General features: G+C 70.7%; 12 protein-coding genes. 3 read left to right on the top strand and 9 right to left on the bottom strand.

Annotated features, from left to right (window positions below):
- Positions 1–231 precede the first annotated feature (231 nt).
- From IE109_RS30595 to thyX, 3 genes are all read right to left on the bottom strand, one after another.
- Complete coding sequence (locus tag IE109_RS30595) at positions 232–1,917, bottom strand: ribonuclease J (protein WP_189554623.1); 1,686 nt, start codon at positions 1,915–1,917, stop codon at positions 232–234.
- Positions 1,918–2,027: 110 nt separating this feature from the next.
- The gene (gene dapA / locus IE109_RS30590) at positions 2,028–2,927 is read right to left on the bottom strand and encodes a 4-hydroxy-tetrahydrodipicolinate synthase (protein WP_189554622.1); all 900 of its coding nucleotides are present in this window, start codon (positions 2,925–2,927) and stop codon (positions 2,028–2,030) included.
- 199 nt (positions 2,928–3,126) lie between these two features.
- Positions 3,127–3,867, bottom strand: a complete 741-nt coding sequence (gene thyX, locus IE109_RS30585; protein ID WP_189554621.1) for an FAD-dependent thymidylate synthase — start codon at positions 3,865–3,867, stop codon at positions 3,127–3,129.
- 187 nt (positions 3,868–4,054) lie between these two features.
- On the opposite strand from thyX, the gene IE109_RS30580 reads away from it, so the two are divergent.
- Together IE109_RS30580 and IE109_RS30575 are read left to right on the top strand one after the other, a co-directional pair.
- Positions 4,055–4,297 carry a hypothetical protein gene (locus IE109_RS30580; protein ID WP_189554620.1) on the top strand — a complete coding sequence of 81 codons (243 nt, stop codon included), beginning with the start codon at positions 4,055–4,057 and terminating at the stop codon, positions 4,295–4,297.
- Between the two features lie 107 nt (positions 4,298–4,404).
- Positions 4,405–4,953 (top strand): SCO5741 family PH domain-containing membrane protein, encoded by a 549-nt coding sequence (locus IE109_RS30575; RefSeq protein WP_189554619.1) that lies wholly within the window; start codon positions 4,405–4,407, stop codon positions 4,951–4,953.
- Here IE109_RS30575 and IE109_RS30570 read toward each other — a convergent pair.
- From IE109_RS30570 to eccD, 6 genes are all read right to left on the bottom strand, one after another.
- Positions 4,943–5,398 (bottom strand): tetratricopeptide repeat protein, encoded by a 456-nt coding sequence (locus IE109_RS30570; RefSeq protein WP_189554618.1) that lies wholly within the window; start codon positions 5,396–5,398, stop codon positions 4,943–4,945. The genes IE109_RS30575 and IE109_RS30570 overlap by 11 nt on opposite strands.
- An 8-nt stretch (positions 5,399–5,406) precedes the next feature.
- On the bottom strand, positions 5,407–6,162 hold the full coding sequence (dapB, locus tag IE109_RS30565; protein ID WP_189554617.1) for a 4-hydroxy-tetrahydrodipicolinate reductase: 756 nt from the start codon (positions 6,160–6,162) through the stop codon (positions 5,407–5,409).
- 32 nt (positions 6,163–6,194) lie between these two features.
- Positions 6,195–7,574: a M16 family metallopeptidase gene (locus IE109_RS30560; protein ID WP_189554616.1), complete on the bottom strand. Its 1,380-nt coding sequence runs from the start codon at positions 7,572–7,574 to the stop codon at positions 6,195–6,197.
- Positions 7,571–9,796, bottom strand: coding sequence for a polyribonucleotide nucleotidyltransferase (locus IE109_RS30555; RefSeq protein WP_189554615.1), 2,226 nt, complete (start codon positions 9,794–9,796; stop codon positions 7,571–7,573). Before IE109_RS30555 ends, IE109_RS30560 begins: the two co-directional genes overlap by 4 nt.
- 298 nt (positions 9,797–10,094) lie before the next feature.
- The gene (gene rpsO, locus IE109_RS30550) at positions 10,095–10,385 is read right to left on the bottom strand and encodes a 30S ribosomal protein S15 (protein WP_003958228.1); all 291 of its coding nucleotides are present in this window, start codon (positions 10,383–10,385) and stop codon (positions 10,095–10,097) included.
- Positions 10,386–10,645: 260 nt separating this feature from the next.
- Complete coding sequence (gene eccD / locus IE109_RS30545; protein WP_189554614.1) at positions 10,646–12,130, bottom strand: type VII secretion integral membrane protein EccD; 1,485 nt, start codon at positions 12,128–12,130, stop codon at positions 10,646–10,648.
- A gap of 222 nt (positions 12,131–12,352) precedes the next feature.
- Between eccD and eccCa the strand changes: the two genes are divergently transcribed.
- Positions 12,353–16,324 (top strand): type VII secretion protein EccCa, encoded by a 3,972-nt coding sequence (gene eccCa, locus IE109_RS30540; RefSeq protein WP_189554613.1) that lies wholly within the window; start codon positions 12,353–12,355, stop codon positions 16,322–16,324.
- Positions 16,325–16,415: the final 91 nt, after the last annotated feature.

Genomic DNA, 16,415 nt, shown 5'->3' with positions numbered 1-16,415 from the left:
CGTTCCGTTTCCGGTTCGGATTCTGTTTCCGGTGGCCGTTGGAGGGCCTTTGCCTTTCGGCTGATCCGACTTTATCAGAGGTTCTGAGTCGGAATTCCCCGCTCGTCCTGGTCACCCTGTGAGGCACGCGAATGTGCCGGGTTCCCGATCTGGCGGAGCCGTAAACGTACTGGAGCGGGGCGCCCCGATGCAAATCGAGGGGCCCCGCCCCGCAAGCGGCCTGGTGAGGCGTCAGACCTCGACGACCACCGGGAGGATCATCGGGCGCCGGCGGTAGGTGTCGGAGACCCACTTGCCGATGGTGCGGCGGATCAGCTGCTGGAGCTGGTGCGGCTCCGCGACCCCGTCGGCGGCCGACTTGGCGATGGCCTCGTGCACCTTGGGGATGACCGCGTCGAACGCGCCGTCCTCGATGCCGGAGCCCCGGGCCTGGACGTGCGGGCCGCCCACGACCTTGCCGGTCGTGGAGTCCACGACCACGAAGACCGAGATGATGCCCTCGTCGCCCAGGATGCGGCGGTCCTTCAGGTGCACCTCGGTGACGTCGCCGACGGACAGGCCGTCGACGTACACGTACCCGGCCTGGACCTTGCCGACGATCTTGGCCTTGCCGTCGACGAGGTCGACCACGACGCCGTCCTCGGCGATGACGATGCGGTCCTTGGGGACGCCGGTCAGGGCGCCCAGCTCGGCGTTGGCGCGGAGGTGGCGCCACTCGCCGTGGACCGGCATCAGGTTCTTCGGCCGGCAGATGTTGTAGAAGTACAGCAGTTCGCCGGCCGAGGCGTGACCCGAGACGTGGACCTTGGCGTTGCCCTTGTGGACGACGTTGGCGCCCCAGCGGGTGAGGCCGTTGATCACGCGGTAGACCGCGTTCTCGTTGCCCGGGATCAGGGAGGACGCCAGGATCACGGTGTCGCCCTGGACGATGCGGATCTGGTGGTCGCGGTTGGCCATGCGGGACAGGGCCGCCATCGGCTCGCCCTGGGATCCGGTGCAGACCAGCACGATCTCGTGGTCCGGGAGGTCGTCGAGGGTCCTGACGTCGACGACCAGGCCGGCCGGGACGCGGAGGTAGCCCAGGTCACGGGCGATGCCCATGTTCCTGACCATCGAGCGTCCGACGAAGGCGACTCGTCTGCCGTACTCGTGGGCCGCGTCGAGGATCTGCTGGATGCGGTGCACGTGGCTGGCGAAGCTGGCCACGATGATGCGCTTCTGCGCACCGGCGAAGACCGAGCGCATGACGTTGGAGATGTCGCGCTCGGGCGGGACGAAGCCCGGGACCTCGGCGTTCGTGGAGTCCGACAGCAGGAGGTCGATGCCCTCCTCGCTGAGCCGCGCGAAGGCGTGCAGGTCGGTCAGGCGGTTGTCCAGCGGAAGCTGGTCCATCTTGAAGTCGCCGGTGTGCACGACCATGCCCGCGGGGGTGCGGATGGCGACGGCCAGGGCGTCCGGGATGGAGTGGTTGACCGCCACGAACTCGCAGTCGAACGGACCCAGGCGCTCGCGGTCGCCCTCCGAGACCTCCAGGGTGTACGGACGGATGCGGTGTTCCTGGAGCTTGGCCTCGATGAGCGCGAGCGTCAGCTTCGAGCCGATGAGCGGGATGTCCGGCTTGAGCCGGAGCAGGAAGGGGACGCCACCGATGTGGTCCTCGTGGCCGTGCGTGAGCACGATGCCCTCGATGTCGTCGAGGCGGTCCTTGATGCTGGTGAAGTCCGGCAGGATCAGGTCGATGCCGGGCTGCTCCTCCTCGGGGAAGAGGACGCCGCAGTCGACGATCAGCAGGCGCCCGTCGTACTCGAAGACGGTCATGTTGCGGCCGATCTCGCCGAGACCGCCGAGCGGGGTGACGCGCAGGCCGCCCTTGGGCAGCTTCGGGGGCGCGCCCAGTTCAGGATGCGGATGACTCAAAAGACTCTCCTCACCACACGCGCCACGTACCAGTGAGGCACGTGGCGCGCATGCATTCGTGCACTTGCTGTTGTCGGATGGAAATTCGTATGCAGTTATGAAGTCTGTGGCTACAGCTCTACCCCGCCGGCGGCGAGGTCGACCTTGAGCTGCGCGGTCTCCTCCGGGGAGAGCTCCACCAGCGGCAGGCGCAGGGGCCCGGCGGGGAGGCCCTGGAGGGCGAGGGCGGCCTTGGTGGTGATCACGCCCTGGGTGCGGAACATGCCCGTGAAGACGGGGAGCAGCCGCTGGTGGACCTCGGTGGCCTTCTGGACGTCACCGGTGAGGTGGGCGTCGAGGAGGGCGCGGAGCTCCGGGGTGACGACGTGGCCGACGACGGAGACGAAGCCGCAGGCGCCGACGGAGAGCAGCGGCAGGTTCAGCATGTCGTCGCCGGAGTACCAGGCGAGACCGCTGCGGGCGATGGCCCAGCTGGCGCGGCCGAGGTCACCCTTGGCGTCCTTGTTGGCGACGATCCGCGGGTGGGCGGCGAGGCGGACGATCGTCTCGGTGTCGATCGGGACGCCGCTGCGGCCGGGGATGTCGTAGAGCATCACCGGCAGGCCGGTGGCGTCCGCGATGGCCGTGAAGTGCCGGAAGAGGCCCTCTTGCGGGGGCTTGTTGTAGTACGGGGTGACGGCGAGCAGGCCGTGGGCGCCGGCGCGCTCGGCGGCGCGGGCGAGCTCGATCGAGTGGTGCGTGTCGTTGGTCCCGATGCCGGCGATGACGTGGGCCCGGTCGCCCACCGCCTCCAGGACCGCCCGTACGAGCTGGTCTTTCTCCACGTCGCTGGTGGTCGGGGACTCGCCGGTGGTGCCGTTGACGACGAGGCCGTCGTTGCCTGCGTCCACCAGATGGGCGGCGAGCCGCTGAGCGCCGTCGAGGTCGAGTGCGCCGTCCGCCGTGAAGGGCGTGACCATGGCGGTGAGGACCCGCCCGAAGGGGGTCTGCGGAGTGGAGATCGGAGCCATGGGTAACACGCTACTCGCTGCTCTGCCCGCCGGGTCCCCTCGGGGGACGTGAGGGGAGTGGAGCCCGGCACTGCCTGCTCGGGGGTTCAAGCAGTGCCGGGTCCGTTTGATCAGCCTAGATGAACTTCTGGAAACGCCGCAATACGGACACTTCGGGCGGATGATCCGTACATCTGTGCCGCGCCGTCACCTGCGGCGACTACGGAGCGACGCGACCGTTGGCGTTGAAGGCCGCGTACGTCAGCGGCATCAACCGCGCCCACTCCTGCTCCATCTTCTCGCCGACCATCTCGATCTCCCGCTGCGGGAAGGACGGGACCTTGGCCAGCTCGTGCTGCGTGCGCAGGCCGAGGAAGTGCATCAGCGAGCGGGCGTTGCAGGTGGCGTACATGGACGAGAAGAGGCCGACGGGCAGGACCGAACGGGCCACCTCGCGCGCGACACCCGCCGCGAGCATCTCCTGGTACGCCTCGTACGCCTGCACGTAGGAGGTCTCCATGGTGCGCTCGACCAGGGCCTGCTGCTCCTCGGTGCCCTCGACGAAGACGTACTTGCCGGGACGGCCCTGCTGGACGAGCTTGCGGTCGGCGTCCGGCACGTAGAAGACCGGCTGGAGCTCCCGGTAGCGGCCGGACTCCTCGTTGTACGACCAGCCCACCCGGTGCCGCATGAACTCACGGAAGACGAAGATCGGAGCACTGATGAAGAACGTCATCGAATTGTGCTCGAAGGGGCTGCCGTGCCGGTCCCGCATCAGGTAGTTGATCAAGCCCTTGGAGCGCTCCGGGTCCTTCTGCAGCTCCTCCAGGGACTGCTCGCCGACCGTGGAGACGCGGGCCGCGAACAGCACGTCCGCGTCGGCCGCGCTGTGCTTGACCAGCTCGACGGTCACATCGCTGCGGAAGCTGGGCTTGAGGTCTTCGGCGGGGGTGTCGCTCACCGGCGGGGTCCTTCCAATTGCATCGCTCGGGCGGCGCCCACTCTACGGCCCGGCACCGACGGCGTCGGACGAGGCGGCGGTGGCCGACATCGTTCGATCATCCCGGGGAAATCGGGCACCAAAGTGCTGCTTCGCGCGTCTGATCCAGTAGCAGCGTCCATCACGAGTTTCCCAGGAGGGTTCTCACATGTTCCGCCGGCGTGAGGCAGTCCCGTTCGCGTTCGTCGCCCAGGCCGACCGCTTCCGCAGTAACGTCACTCCCCCGGCTCGGCAGCGTCCCAGCATTTCCGAGGTCACCGGTCGTACGCTGATCGGGCTGACCGTCGTGGCCGGCCTGGTGGGGTCGCTGCTCTTCGGCCTGCCGGCGATGGAGGCGGGTCCCGCCGCCACCGGTCACGGTCAGCAGTCCGAGGCGTCCCACGGGCGTTGACGCGGGCCCTGCCCCGTACGGGCACCCTGGGGTGGCCGGTCGGCGGACCGCTGGGTAGCCTCACCCGGCACAGCCCCATCGAGCGTGCGTATGAGTGAGGATCAGCCGTGCCCCTGCCCTTCCTGACGGCCGACCGTGGTTTCGACACCGACGAGGACGTCGCGCTTCCGTTCGACGACCACGATCAATGGCGTCGTCCGTACCGCCCGGGGCCCTGGCGGGTCGCGGCGGCGGCGGTGGCCCTGCTGCTCGCCTCGTTCATGCTGCTGGCCACCATGATCATCGCGTTCGCGGGCGGGCTGCCCGCCGCCGCCGCGTGCTTCGGACTGGCGACCCTGGTGATCATCGGTGCGCTGCGGATGCTCCGCATGGGGGCCTGGGTGAGCCGGCACGGGCTGCGGCGCGTCTCCTTCTTCCGCACGACCACGGTCCCGTGGTCGCAGTCCGGCGGCGTGCGCACCGTGCAGCAGCCCGTGCGGTGGCTGGGCCTGCCCCGGACGGTGCAGGGGCAGGCCCTCGTGGCCGTACGCAAGGGTGGTGAGCAGCTGGCGCTGCTCACCGACCACAACGCGGACTTCCTGGCCCGGGTCGAGGCGTTCGACCGCGCGGCGGACACCGTCGAGGCCTGGAGCTCGGAGTACGCGGTCAGTTCCTGACCGGCTGCCTGCCCTCGTGGAGGGCGATCGCGCGCTGCATGGCCTTGCGGGCGCGCGGGGTGTCGCGGGCGTCGTGGTAGGCGACCGCCAGCCGGAACCAGCAGCGCCAGTCGTCCGGTGCGTCCTCGGTCTCCGCGCGCCGCCTGGCGAAGACGGCGTCGGCCGAGTCGCGGTCGATGCGGCCGCCGGGGGTGCGCTCCAGCTCGTCGACGGGCAGGCCGCCCTCGGCCTCGAGCTCGGCGGCCAGGCGGTTGGCCCTGGTGACGAACCGGGTGTTCTGCCACAGGAACCACACGCCGATGACCGGCAGGACGAGCACCGCGCAGCCGAAGGTGACGGTGAGCGCGGTGCCGTGCTCTATCAGCATCACGCCGCGGCTGCCGACCAGGACGAAGTAGACGACCAGGACGGCCGCCGTGACGAAGTACGTGATCTTCGCGCGCATGTCGGTGATCAGCCCAGGTCCAGGAAGTGTTCCAGGCCGAAGGTCAGGCCGGGAGTGTTCACCACGCGGCGGGCGCCGAGGAGGATGCCCGGCATGAAGCTGCTGTGGTGCAGCGAGTCGTGGCGGACGGTGAGCGTCTCGCCCTCGCCGCCGAGGAGCACCTCCTGGTGCGCCAGCAGGCCCCTGAGGCGTACGGCGTGGACGGGGACGCCGTCCACGTCGGCGCCCCGCGCGCCGTCCAGCGCCGTGGCCGTCGCGTCCGGCTGCGGGGCGCAGCCGGCCTCGGCGCGGGCGGCGGCGATGAGCTGGGCGGTGCGGGTGGCGGTGCCGGAGGGGGCGTCCACCTTGTTGGGGTGGTGCAGCTCCACGACCTCGACCGACTCGAAGTAGGGCGCGGCGATCTGCGCGAACTTCATGGTGAGGACCGCGCCGATGGAGAAGTTCGGCGCGATCAGGACGCCGGTCTCCGGCGAGGTCTCCAGCCAGCCGTTCAGCCGGCCGAGGCGCTCCTCGGTCCAGCCGGTGGTGCCGACCACGGCGTGGATGCCGTGGCGTACGCAGAAGTCGAGGTTGCCCATCACGGAGGCGGGGGTGGTGAGCTCCACCGCCACCTGGGCGCCCTTCTCGGCGAGCGTCTCCAGCTTGTCGCCCCGGCCGAGGGCCGCGACCAGCTCCATGTCCTCCGCCGCCTCGACCGCGCGCACGGCCTCGGCGCCGATGCGTCCCCTGGCGCCGATGACCGCGACCCTCAGCTTGCTGCTCATGCTCGTACTTCCTTCGGTTCCGTCCAGGGGCGTTACGCGACCGCGGTGTGGAGGCGGTCCGCCTGCTTGTCCTTCAGGGGGCCGATCACCGACAGCGACGGGCGCTGTCCCAGGAGCTCGGCGGCCACGTCTCGTACATCATCGGGGGTGACCGCGGCCATCCGGGCCAGCATGTCGTCGACCGACATCTGGTCTCCCCAGCACAGCTCGCTCTTGCCGATGCGGTTCATCAGCGCGCCGGTGTCCTCCAGGCCGAGGACGGTGGAGCCCTTCAGCTGGCCGATCGCCCGGGCGATCTCGTCGTCGGTGAGGCCCTCGCGGGCGACCCGGTCCAGCTCGTCGCGGCAGATGCTCAGAACGTCGTGGACCTGGCTCGGGCGGCAGCCCGCGTACACGCCGAACAGGCCGCAGTCGGCGAACCCGGACGTGTACGAGTAGACGCTGTAGGCCAGGCCGCGCTTCTCGCGGACCTCCTGGAAGAGGCGCGAGGACATGCCGCCGCCGAGGGCCGTGTTCAGCACGCCCAGGGCCCAGCGGCGGTCGTCGGTGCGGGCGAGGCCCGGGACGCCGAGGACCACGTGGGCCTGCTCGGTACGGCGGCTGAGCACCTCGACGCGGCCCGCGGTGCGGATGGTGCGCCGGCCGTCGCGCGGGGCGACCGGGACGGCGTCCGTACGGGTGAGGGCGCCGGCCTTCTCGAAGGCGCGGCGGACCTGGCGTACGACCGTGGCGTGGTCGACGTTGCCGGCGGCGGCGACGACCAGGTGCGTCGGGTCGTAGTGCTTCTTGTAGAAGCGGCGGATGCGGTCGGCGGTGAGCGCCTCGACGGTGTCGACGGTGCCGAGGACCGGGCGGCCCAGCGGGGTGTCGCCGAACATCGTCTTCGCGAACAGGTCGTGGACGACGTCACCCGGGTCGTCCTCGGTCATCGCGATCTCCTCGAGGATGACGCCGCGCTCGGCGTCCACGTCCTCCTGGAGGATCAGCGAGCCGGTGAGCATGTCGCACACGACGTCGATCGCCAGCGGCAGGTCGGTGTCCAGTACACGCGCGTAGTAGCAGGTGTACTCCTTCGCCGTGAAGGCGTTCATCTCGCCGCCGACCGCGTCGAGGGCGGAGGAGATGTCGAGGGCGCTGCGCCGGTGCGTGCCCTTGAAGAGCAGGTGCTCCAGGTAGTGCGTGGCGCCGCCGAGGGCGGGCGTCTCGTCGCGGGAGCCGACGTGCGCCCAGATGCCGAAGGTGGCGGACCGTACGGAGGGCAGGGTCTCGGTGATGACGCGCAGGCCGCCGGGCAGGGTCGTCCGGCGCACGGTGCCGATGCCGTCCTTGCCCTTGAGGAGCGTTTGGGTACGGGCGACGGCCCGCGCCTCCGAAGAGGTGCGGGCCGTCGTCTTCGGACTACGGGACGTCACTGGTCGGTGTCGTCCTTCGTCTCACCCTCGGCGGCGGCGTCCTCGTCCGCGATCACGGGGATCAGGGAGAGCTTGCCGCGCTGGTCGATCTCGGCGATCTCGACCTGGACCTTGGAGCCGACCGCGAGCACGTCCTCGACGTTCTCCACGCGCTTGCCACCGGCGAGCTTGCGGATCTGCGAGATGTGCAGCAGGCCGTCCTTGCCCGGGAGCAGCGACACGAACGCGCCGAAGGTGGTGGTCTTGACGACCGTACCCAGGTAGCGCTCGCCGACCTCCGGCATGGTCGGGTTGGCGATGCCGTTGATCGTGGCGCGGGCGGCCTCGGCCTGCGAGCCGACCTGGGCACCGATGTAGATGGTGCCGTCGTCCTCGATCGTGATCTCGGCGCCGGTGTCCTCCTGGATCTGGTTGATCATCTTGCCCTTGGGGCCGATGACCTCACCGATCTTGTCCACGGGGATCTTGACGGTGATGATCCGCGGGGCGTTCGGGGACATCTCGTCCGGCGTGTCGATCGCTTCCATCATCACGTCGAGGATGTGGAGGCGGGCGTCGCGGGCCTGCTTGAGGGCCGCGGCCAGGACGGAGGCCGGGATGCCGTCCAGCTTGGTGTCCAGCTGGAGGGCGGTGACGAAGTCCTTCGTACCGGCGACCTTGAAGTCCATGTCGCCGAAGGCGTCCTCCGCACCGAGGATGTCGGTGAGGGCGACGTAGTGGGTCTTGCCGTCGATCTCCTCGGAGATCAGGCCCATGGCGATACCGGCGACGGGGGCCTTGAGGGGCACACCGGCGTTCAGCAGCGACATGGTGGAGGCGCAGACCGAGCCCATGGACGTCGAGCCGTTGGAGCCGAGGGCTTCGGACACCTGACGGATCGCGTACGGGAACTCCTCGCGCGTCGGCAGCACCGGCACGATCGCGCGCTCGGCGAGCGCGCCGTGGCCGATCTCGCGGCGCTTCGGCGAACCGACGCGGCCGGTCTCACCGACGGAGTACGGCGGGAAGTTGTAGTTGTGCATGTAGCGCTTGCGGGTCACCGGGGAGAGGGTGTCCAGCTGCTGCTCCATGCGGAGCATGTTGAGGGTGGTGACGCCCAGGATCTGGGTCTCGCCACGCTCGAACAGCGCGGAGCCGTGCACGCGCGGGATGGCCTCGACCTCGGCGGCGAGCGTACGGATGTCCGTCAGGCCACGGCCGTCGATGCGGACCTTGTCCTTGATGACGCGCTCGCGGACCAGCTTCTTGGTCAGCGCGCGGTACGCGGCGGAGATCTCCTTCTCGCGGCCCTCGAACTGCGGGAGCAGCTTCTCGGCGGCGATCTCCTTGACGCGGTCCAGTTCGGCCTCGCGCTCCTGCTTGCCGGCGATGGTGAGCGCCTGCGAGAGCTCGTTCTTGACCGCGGCGGCCAGCGCCTCCAGGACGTCGTCCTGGTAGTCGAGGAAGACCGGGAACTCGCCGACCGGCTTGGCGGCCTTGGCGGCGAGGTCCGACTGGGCCTTGCAGAGGACCTTGATGAAGGGCTTCGCGGCCTCGAGACCGGCGGCGACGACCTCCTCGGTGGGGGCCTCGGCGCCGTCCTTGACGAGCTGGATGGTCTTCTCGGTGGCCTCGGCCTCGACCATCATGATCGCGACGTCGCCGTCCTCGAGGACGCGACCGGCGACGACCATGTCGAAGACGGCGTCCTCGAGCTCGGTGTGCGTCGGGAAGGCGACCCACTGGCCGTTGATCAGCGCGACACGGGTGCCGCCGATCGGGCCGGAGAAGGGCAGGCCGGCCAGCTGCGTGGAGCAGGAGGCGGCGTTGATCGCGACCACGTCGTACAGGTGGTCGGGGTTGAGCGCCATGATCGTCTCGACGATCTGGATCTCGTTGCGCAGGCCCTTCTTGAAGGAGGGGCGCAGCGGCCGGTCGATCAGGCGGCAGGTGAGGACGGCGTCCTCGGAGGGACGGCCCTCACGGCGGAAGAAGGAGCCGGGGATCTTGCCGGCCGCGTACATCCGCTCCTCGACGTCCACCGTCAGGGGGAAGAAGTCGAGCTGGTCCTTGGGCTTCTTGGAAGCGGTGGTGGCCGACAGCACCATGGTGTCGTCGTCCAGGTACGCCACGGCGGAGCCGGCGGCCTGCTTGGCCAGGCGGCCCGTCTCGAAGCGGATGGTGCGGGTGCCGAAGGTGCCGTTGTCGATGACGGCCTCGGCGTAGTGGGTCTCGTTCTCCACCAAAGCGAATTCTCCGTTGCTTGTCGTCTTTGCGTCCCGGTACGCCCGTGTGGCGGGGACGGGGCGGAGAAGTGCGCCGTGTGTGCGGGGCCGGTCTTCGATCGAAGCGCCCGGGGTGATCTCTCCCGGGGGCCACTACCGAGGACCGGCGACGGCGCCGGGGCACCTCTCCAGTATGTGGTTGTCGCTTTTCCGTTATGGCGTTGCGTATGCCAGCCTACAAAGGAGAGGCGACACTCCGCATGTACAGCAAAGGGAGCGGCCCCCCAGTGTTGGGAACCGCTCCCTTCACGGCGTCTTACTTGGCGCCGCCGGCCGCACCGCGGCGGATGCCGAGGCGGTCGACCAGCGCGCGGAAGCGCTGGATGTCCTTCTTGGCCAGGTACTGCAGCAGGCGGCGGCGCTGGCCCACCAGGATCAGCAGACCACGACGGGAGTGGTGGTCGTGCTTGTGGGTCTTGAGGTGCTCGGTCAGGTCCGAGATGCGGCGGGAGAGCATCGCGACCTGGACCTCGGGGGAGCCGGTGTCGCCCTCCTTGGTGCCGAACTCGGCCATGATCTGCTTCTTCGTAGCGGCGTCGAGAGACACTCGGTACTCCTCTTGGTGTTCGATGCGCCCACGAGTGCCCCTGGTCTTGGTCTCAGGGGAGCTTCCGTGACTCGGAGGCGAAGGTCCGATGAGCGCTGCTTCCAGAGCATCCGGAAGCGCGTACACAAACGGCCGTTACACAGCGTACCAGGCCGGTCAGGCCGGTCAGGACGCAAGGGCGCGGGTCAGGACGTCAGGACCGGGTCAGGGCCCCAGGACCGGGAACGTCAGTGGCCCGGGTCAGGACGACAGGGCGCGGGTCAGGACGTCAGGGCCCGGATCGAGTGGTACACGTCGAAGACGGCGAGGCACAGCGGGATCAGCGTCAGCAGGACGAACGACTCCGCGATCTCCAGGAAGCGGCCCCAGAAGGGGGTGACGCCCTTGCGGGGCACGATCAGGCCGATGGCGGTGATCAGCGCGGCGGCCCCGGCGACGGCGGCGGCGAGCCACACCGTACGGATGTCCAGCGCCGTGGCGTCGCGCCACAGCCCGGCGGGCGGGCGCAGGCACAGGCCCAGCCCCAGCAGGACGAGGGCGCCGAGGCCCGCGGCGAGGGCGCAGCCCACCTGGGCGGTGTAGCGGAAGAGGTGGGCGCGCATCAGCATGGCGACGCCCGTGGCGAGGGCCAGCAGCCGGCCCCAGACGTCGCCGGAGAACCCGAGCACCGCGGCGGAGCCCACCGCGACGAGCGCGCAGCCGCCGACCAGGCCCACCAGCAGCTCGTGCCCCCGCCGCACCTGGGCGGCGATGCGCTCGGCGTCCACGGGCCCCTGCGGCTCGGGGTCGTCGCCGTAGCCGGTGACCGCGGTGCGAGGCGGCTCGAAACCGATGGGGAGCCGGGCGAAGCGGGTGGACAGGCCCGGGAGGAACGCCAGGGCGCCCACCGCGAGCGGCGCGCACACGGCGGCCGTCCGGGTCGCGGACATCGTGGTGAGGATCGCGGCGAAGGTGACCACGGCCCCGACGGCGGACGCGAAGACGAAGGCGACGAAGGGCCCGTCCCCGCCGGGCGAGACGAAGGTGAGGACGACGGACACGACCAGCACGGCCCCGCAGGCCAGCAGGAACTGCAGCTTGCCGTTGCCCTGCCCGGCGGCGGGCGCCAGCAGCCCGGCGCCGGCGATCCCGGCGTTGGCCATGGCACCGATGCCCAGCGCCACGGCGGAGCCGCGGTCGTCGTACACCCGGGCCCGGACGCCGGCGAGCGCCAGCAGCAGGACGCCGGCGACCGCGGCAAGGATGCCCGGCAGGCCGTGCATGTCGTGCCTCGGGCCGGACGACCACAGCACGAAGGCCAGCAGCACCAGCAGGACCGAGCCGCCGAACAGGCCGGCGCCGCGCATCAGCTCGTCGCTCCACAGGGTGCGGTCGCGGGCGACGGCGGAGGCGACGGCGTCGGACACGTCGTCGAAGACGGCGGGCGGCAGCGACTCGGCGAAGGGCCGCAGGGACAGCAGTTCGCCGTCGAGGATGCGCTGGGCGGCCAGGGAGCGCGCGCTGTCGAGCACCGTGCCGTCACGGCGCACCAGGTGGTAGCCGACCGGGGCGCCGGGCGCGGGGCTCTGGCCGGACAGCCGGAGGATCTCCGGGTAGAGGTCGGCGACGGGGATGTCCTCGGGCAGTGCGACGTCGACACGGCCATCCGGTGCGACGACAGTGACACGGCAGAAACCCGTTCCGCCGGCGGACGGAGTCGCGGGTGCCGGCCGACCGGCTCCGGTGGCCGCGGCTGAGGCCGTCATACTCACCTGCTGCATCCCCTCGTGGTGTTCGTGGATCGTCTGCGCGGCACGCTCGGAATGACCCGGAATTTGCGTTGGTTCATGCCCCCGCGCCAACACGTCGCGCCACCCTACCGCCCACCCGTCACCCCCTCCGCCAGTAGGATCCCGAGCGCGGATGGAGCCCGTCGCCACGGGGGCGCCGATAGGAACATTTCCGTCCGGCAAGGGAATTGGTGAGCTGTGAGCCAGATCGTCGTCAAGCGCCCACCACGGGCCCTGCCCTCCGAAGTACCGGGTGATCCGGTGCAGCTGCAACCACCGCCCGAGCTGCCGAGAGGACAGCAGGAGGGCGTGCTGATGCAGCTGTTGCCCACGCTCGGCATGGGCGGCTCGGTCGTCTTCTTCTTCATGACGCCGAACCCCGTCATGCGCATCATGGGCATGGTGATGATCGCGTCCACCGTGGCCATGGCCGTGGCGATGCTGGTGCGCTACCGGCGCGGGACCCAGGGGCAGCTCGCCGACCTGCGCCGCGACTACCTCAAGTACCTGACGCAGACCCGGCGTTCGGTGCTGAGGACCGCGCACCTCCAGCGCGACGCGCAGTTCTACCTCCACCCGTCGCCCGAGCAGTTGTGGGCACTGGTCGCCGAGGGCAGCCGTGTCTGGGAGCGGCGCGTCGGGGACGACGACTTCGGGCAGGTGCGCATCGGCCTGGGCGCCCAGCAGCTCGCCACCCCGCTCGTCGCCCCCGAGACCGCCCCCGTGGACGAGCTGGAGCCGCTCACGGCGGGGGCCATGCAGCAGTTCCTCTCGGCCCACGGCACGCTCGACGGCCTGCCGATGGCCGTGTCCCTGCGGGCCTTCTACCACCTCACCGTCAGCGGCGACCCCGAGTCCGCGCGCTCCTCGACGCGGGCCGTGCTCGGCTCCCTGGCCGCCCTGCACTCCCCCGAGGACCTGGTCATCGCCGTGGCCGCCGGCTCCGCCGCGGCACCGCACTGGGAGTGGGCCAAGTGGCTGCCGCACGTCCAGGCCCCGGGGCCCGGTGACGGCGCGGGCAGCCGGCGCCTGATCACCACGGACGCGCGGGACCTCCAGGACATGCTGGCCGTACGCCTGGAGGGGCGCCCCCGCTTCCAGGCCGGCGGTCAGCCGCTGCTGGACCAGCCGCACATCGTGGTCGTCCTCGACGGCCAGTCGGTGCCCGCGATGTCGGCGCTGGCCACGCCCGAGGGCCTGCAGGGCGTGACGATCATCGAGGTCGTTCCCGGTGAGCCGCACGGGCCGCGCGGCGGCCTGTCCGTGACCGTGCGCCCCGACTCGCTCCGGCTGGAGTCCGGTCACGGCCTCGTGTACGACGGGACGCCCGACCACCTCGGGCTCGAGTCGGCGGAGGCCCTCGCCCGTCAGCTCGCCCCGCTGCGCATCGCCTCCGGCTCCGACGACGACGAACCGCTGCTCGCCAACCTGGACTTCACCGACCTGCTGAACCTCGGCGACGCCGCGTCGGTCGACGTCGGCCGCACCTGGCGGCCGCGGTCGCAGTCGGAGCGGCTGCGGGTGCCGATCGGTGTGGGTGAGGACGGCTCGCCCGTCATGCTGGACCTGAAGGAGGCCGCCCAGGAGGGCATGGGCCCGCACGGCCTGTGCGTGGGCGCGACCGGTTCGGGCAAGTCCGAGCTGCTGCGCACGCTGGTGCTGGGCCTGGCGGTGACGCACTCGTCGGAGACCCTCAACTTCGTCCTCGCGGACTTCAAGGGCGGCGCGACCTTCGCCGGCATGTCCCGGATGCCGCACGTCGCCGCGGTCATCACCAACCTGGCGGACGACCTGACGCTGGTGGACCGCATGGGCGACTCCATCCGCGGTGAGCTCAACCGGCGCCAGGAGATGCTGCGCGACGCGGGCAACTACGCCAACATCCACGACTACGAGAAGGCGCGCGCCGCGGGTGCCCCGCTGCAGCCGATCCCGTCGCTGGTCCTCGTCATCGACGAGTTCAGCGAACTCCTCACCGCCATGCCGGACTTCATCGAGATGTTCGTCCAGATCGGCCGCATCGGCCGGTCCCTCGGGGTGCACCTGCTGCTGGCGTCCCAGCGCCTGGAGGAGGGCCGGCTGCGGGGCCTGGAGACGTACCTGTCGTACCGGATCGGTCTGCGGACGTTCTCCGCGGCCGAGTCGCGGGCCGCGATCGGTGTGCCCGACGCGTACTCGCTGCCCAACGTCCCCGGCTCCGGGTACCTCAAGTACGGCACGGACGAGATGGTGCGGTTCAAGGCGGCGTACGTCTCCGGCGTCTACCGCTCCGGCCGGGACGCCGCCCTCCCGGGTGGTCCGCTCCCCGTGGACCGCCGGCCGGTTCCGTTCACCGCCGCCCCCGTCCCGGTGCGTTACGCCGAGCCGGCGGCTCGGGCCCAGGTACCGGCGGCGCGACCCGCGGAGGACGACGCGCTGGCCGACTCGGTGCTCGACGTGATCGTGCGGCGGCTGGAGGGCCGCGGCGCCGAGGCGCACCAGGTGTGGCTGCCGCCACTGGACAACCCGCCGCCGCTGGACGAGATCCTGCCCGGCCTCGCGGGCGTGGACGGCCGCGGGCTGACGCAGCCGGGGTACGAGGGCGCGGGCCGGCTGGTCGTGCCCCTCGGTGTGGTGGACAAGCCGTTCGAGCAGCGGCGGGACGTGCTGTACCGCGACTTCTCCGGCGCGGCCGGCCACATGCAGATCATCGGCGGTCCGCAGTCGGGCAAGTCGACGCTGCTGCGCACCCTCGTCGCGGGCTTCGCGCTGACGCACACGCCGCAGGAGGTGCAGTTCTACGGCCTCGACTTCGGTGGCGGTGGTCTGTCCTCGATCGCGGAGCTGCCGCACGTGGGCGGGGTGGCGTCGCGCCTCGATCCCGAGAAGGTGCGGCGTACGGTCGCCGAGGTGTACGGCGTCCTGTCGCGGCGCGAGGAGTACTTCCGCAGCGCCGGCGTCGACTCCATCGCCACGTACCGCAGGCTCCGTGCCCGCGGGGAGATCTCGGCGGCGGACCAGCCCTGGGGCGACGTCTTCCTCGTGATCGACGGCTGGGGCAACTTCCGCTCCGACTACGAGGGCCTCGAACCGGCCGTCCTGGACATGGCGGCACGCGGCCTCGGCTACGGCGTCCACGTGATCCTCACGGCGTCGCGTTCGATGGAGGTGCGCTCCAACATCAAGGACCACCTGATGAACCGGCTCGAACTGCGGCTGGGCGACACCATGGACTCGGAGGTGGACCGCAAGATCGCCGTCAACGTCCCCAGCGGTGTGCCGGGCCGCGGTCTCATCCCCGAGAAGCTGCACTTCATGGCCGCGGTGCCGCGCATCGACAGCATCAACTCCGACAGCGACCTGGCCGAGGCCACGGCCGCGATGGTGAAGGAGATCGGCCGCCACTGGACCGGCCCCACCGCCCCGAAGGTGCGTCTGCTGCCCCGCGAGCTGCCGGCGCGGAGCCTCCCCGCCGGGTACGCGGAGCCGCAGCGGGGCGTGGCCTTCGCCATCGACGAGAACAACCTGGAGCCGGTCTTCGTCAACTTCGACCGCGACCCGTTCTTCCTGGTGTTCGGTGAGAGCGAGTCGGGCAAGTCGAACATGCTGCGGCTGCTGATCAAGCAGCTGTGCGAGCGGTACGACGGGGACTCCGCGAAGTTCTTCGTGATCGACAACCGGCGTGCCCTGCTGGACGTGACCCCGGCCTCGCACCTGGCGGAGTACGTCCCCATGTCCAACAACATGGACCACCACGTGGACGCGCTCGCCGACCTGATGCAGCGCCGCACCCCCTCCGCGGACGTCACGGCGCAGCAGCTGCGCGACCGCAGCTGGTGGCGCGGCCCGTCGGTGTACGTGGTGGTCGACGACTACGACCTGGTGTCCACGTCGAGCGGAAACCCGCTGGCCAAGCTGACGGAGCACCTGCCGTTCGCGCGTGACGTGGGCGTCCGCTTCATCATCGCCCGCAGCGGGGCGGGTGCCAGCCGGGCCGCCTACGAGCCCTTCATGCAGCGGATGATGGAGCTCGGCGCCCAGGGCGTCCTCCTCTCCGGTGACCCCCAGGAGGGCGATGTGCTCGGCGGCGTCCGGATGCGCCCGATGCCGGCGGGCCGGGGCGTCTTCGTGTCCCGTCAGCGGGGGAACCCGCTGGTGCAGACGGGTTTCATGCCGGAGATCCCGGGGTGATCGGCGCGGCCGTGTTAGCGGGCGCGTTCGCGATGGCTTCCTCGCCCTCGCGCTGTTCGTCGGCCCGCGGGCGTTGTGGTGGCGCTTCCGG

Source organism: Streptomyces lavendofoliae, assembly GCF_014649735.1.
GTDB classification, from domain to species: Bacteria; Actinomycetota; Actinomycetes; order Streptomycetales; family Streptomycetaceae; genus Streptomyces; species Streptomyces lavendofoliae.
The sequence above is the reverse complement of the archived record's forward strand: the minus strand, read 5'-3'. Positions and strand labels throughout refer to the sequence as shown.

What these genes read in the sequence shown, in the direction of transcription:
- eccD (WP_189554614.1), bottom strand. Translation starts at nt 12,130, where the DNA reads ATGACGGCCTCAGCCGCGGCCACCGGAGCCGGTCGGCCGGCACCCGCG.
- IE109_RS30570 (WP_189554618.1), bottom strand. Translation starts at nt 5,398, where the DNA reads ATGCGCGCGAAGATCACGTACTTCGTCACGGCGGCCGTCCTGGTCGTC.
- dapA (WP_189554622.1), bottom strand. Translation starts at nt 2,927, where the DNA reads ATGGCTCCGATCTCCACTCCGCAGACCCCCTTCGGGCGGGTCCTCACC.
- IE109_RS30580 (WP_189554620.1), top strand. Translation starts at nt 4,055, where the DNA reads ATGTTCCGCCGGCGTGAGGCAGTCCCGTTCGCGTTCGTCGCCCAGGCC.
- dapB (WP_189554617.1), bottom strand. Translation starts at nt 6,162, where the DNA reads ATGAGCAGCAAGCTGAGGGTCGCGGTCATCGGCGCCAGGGGACGCATC.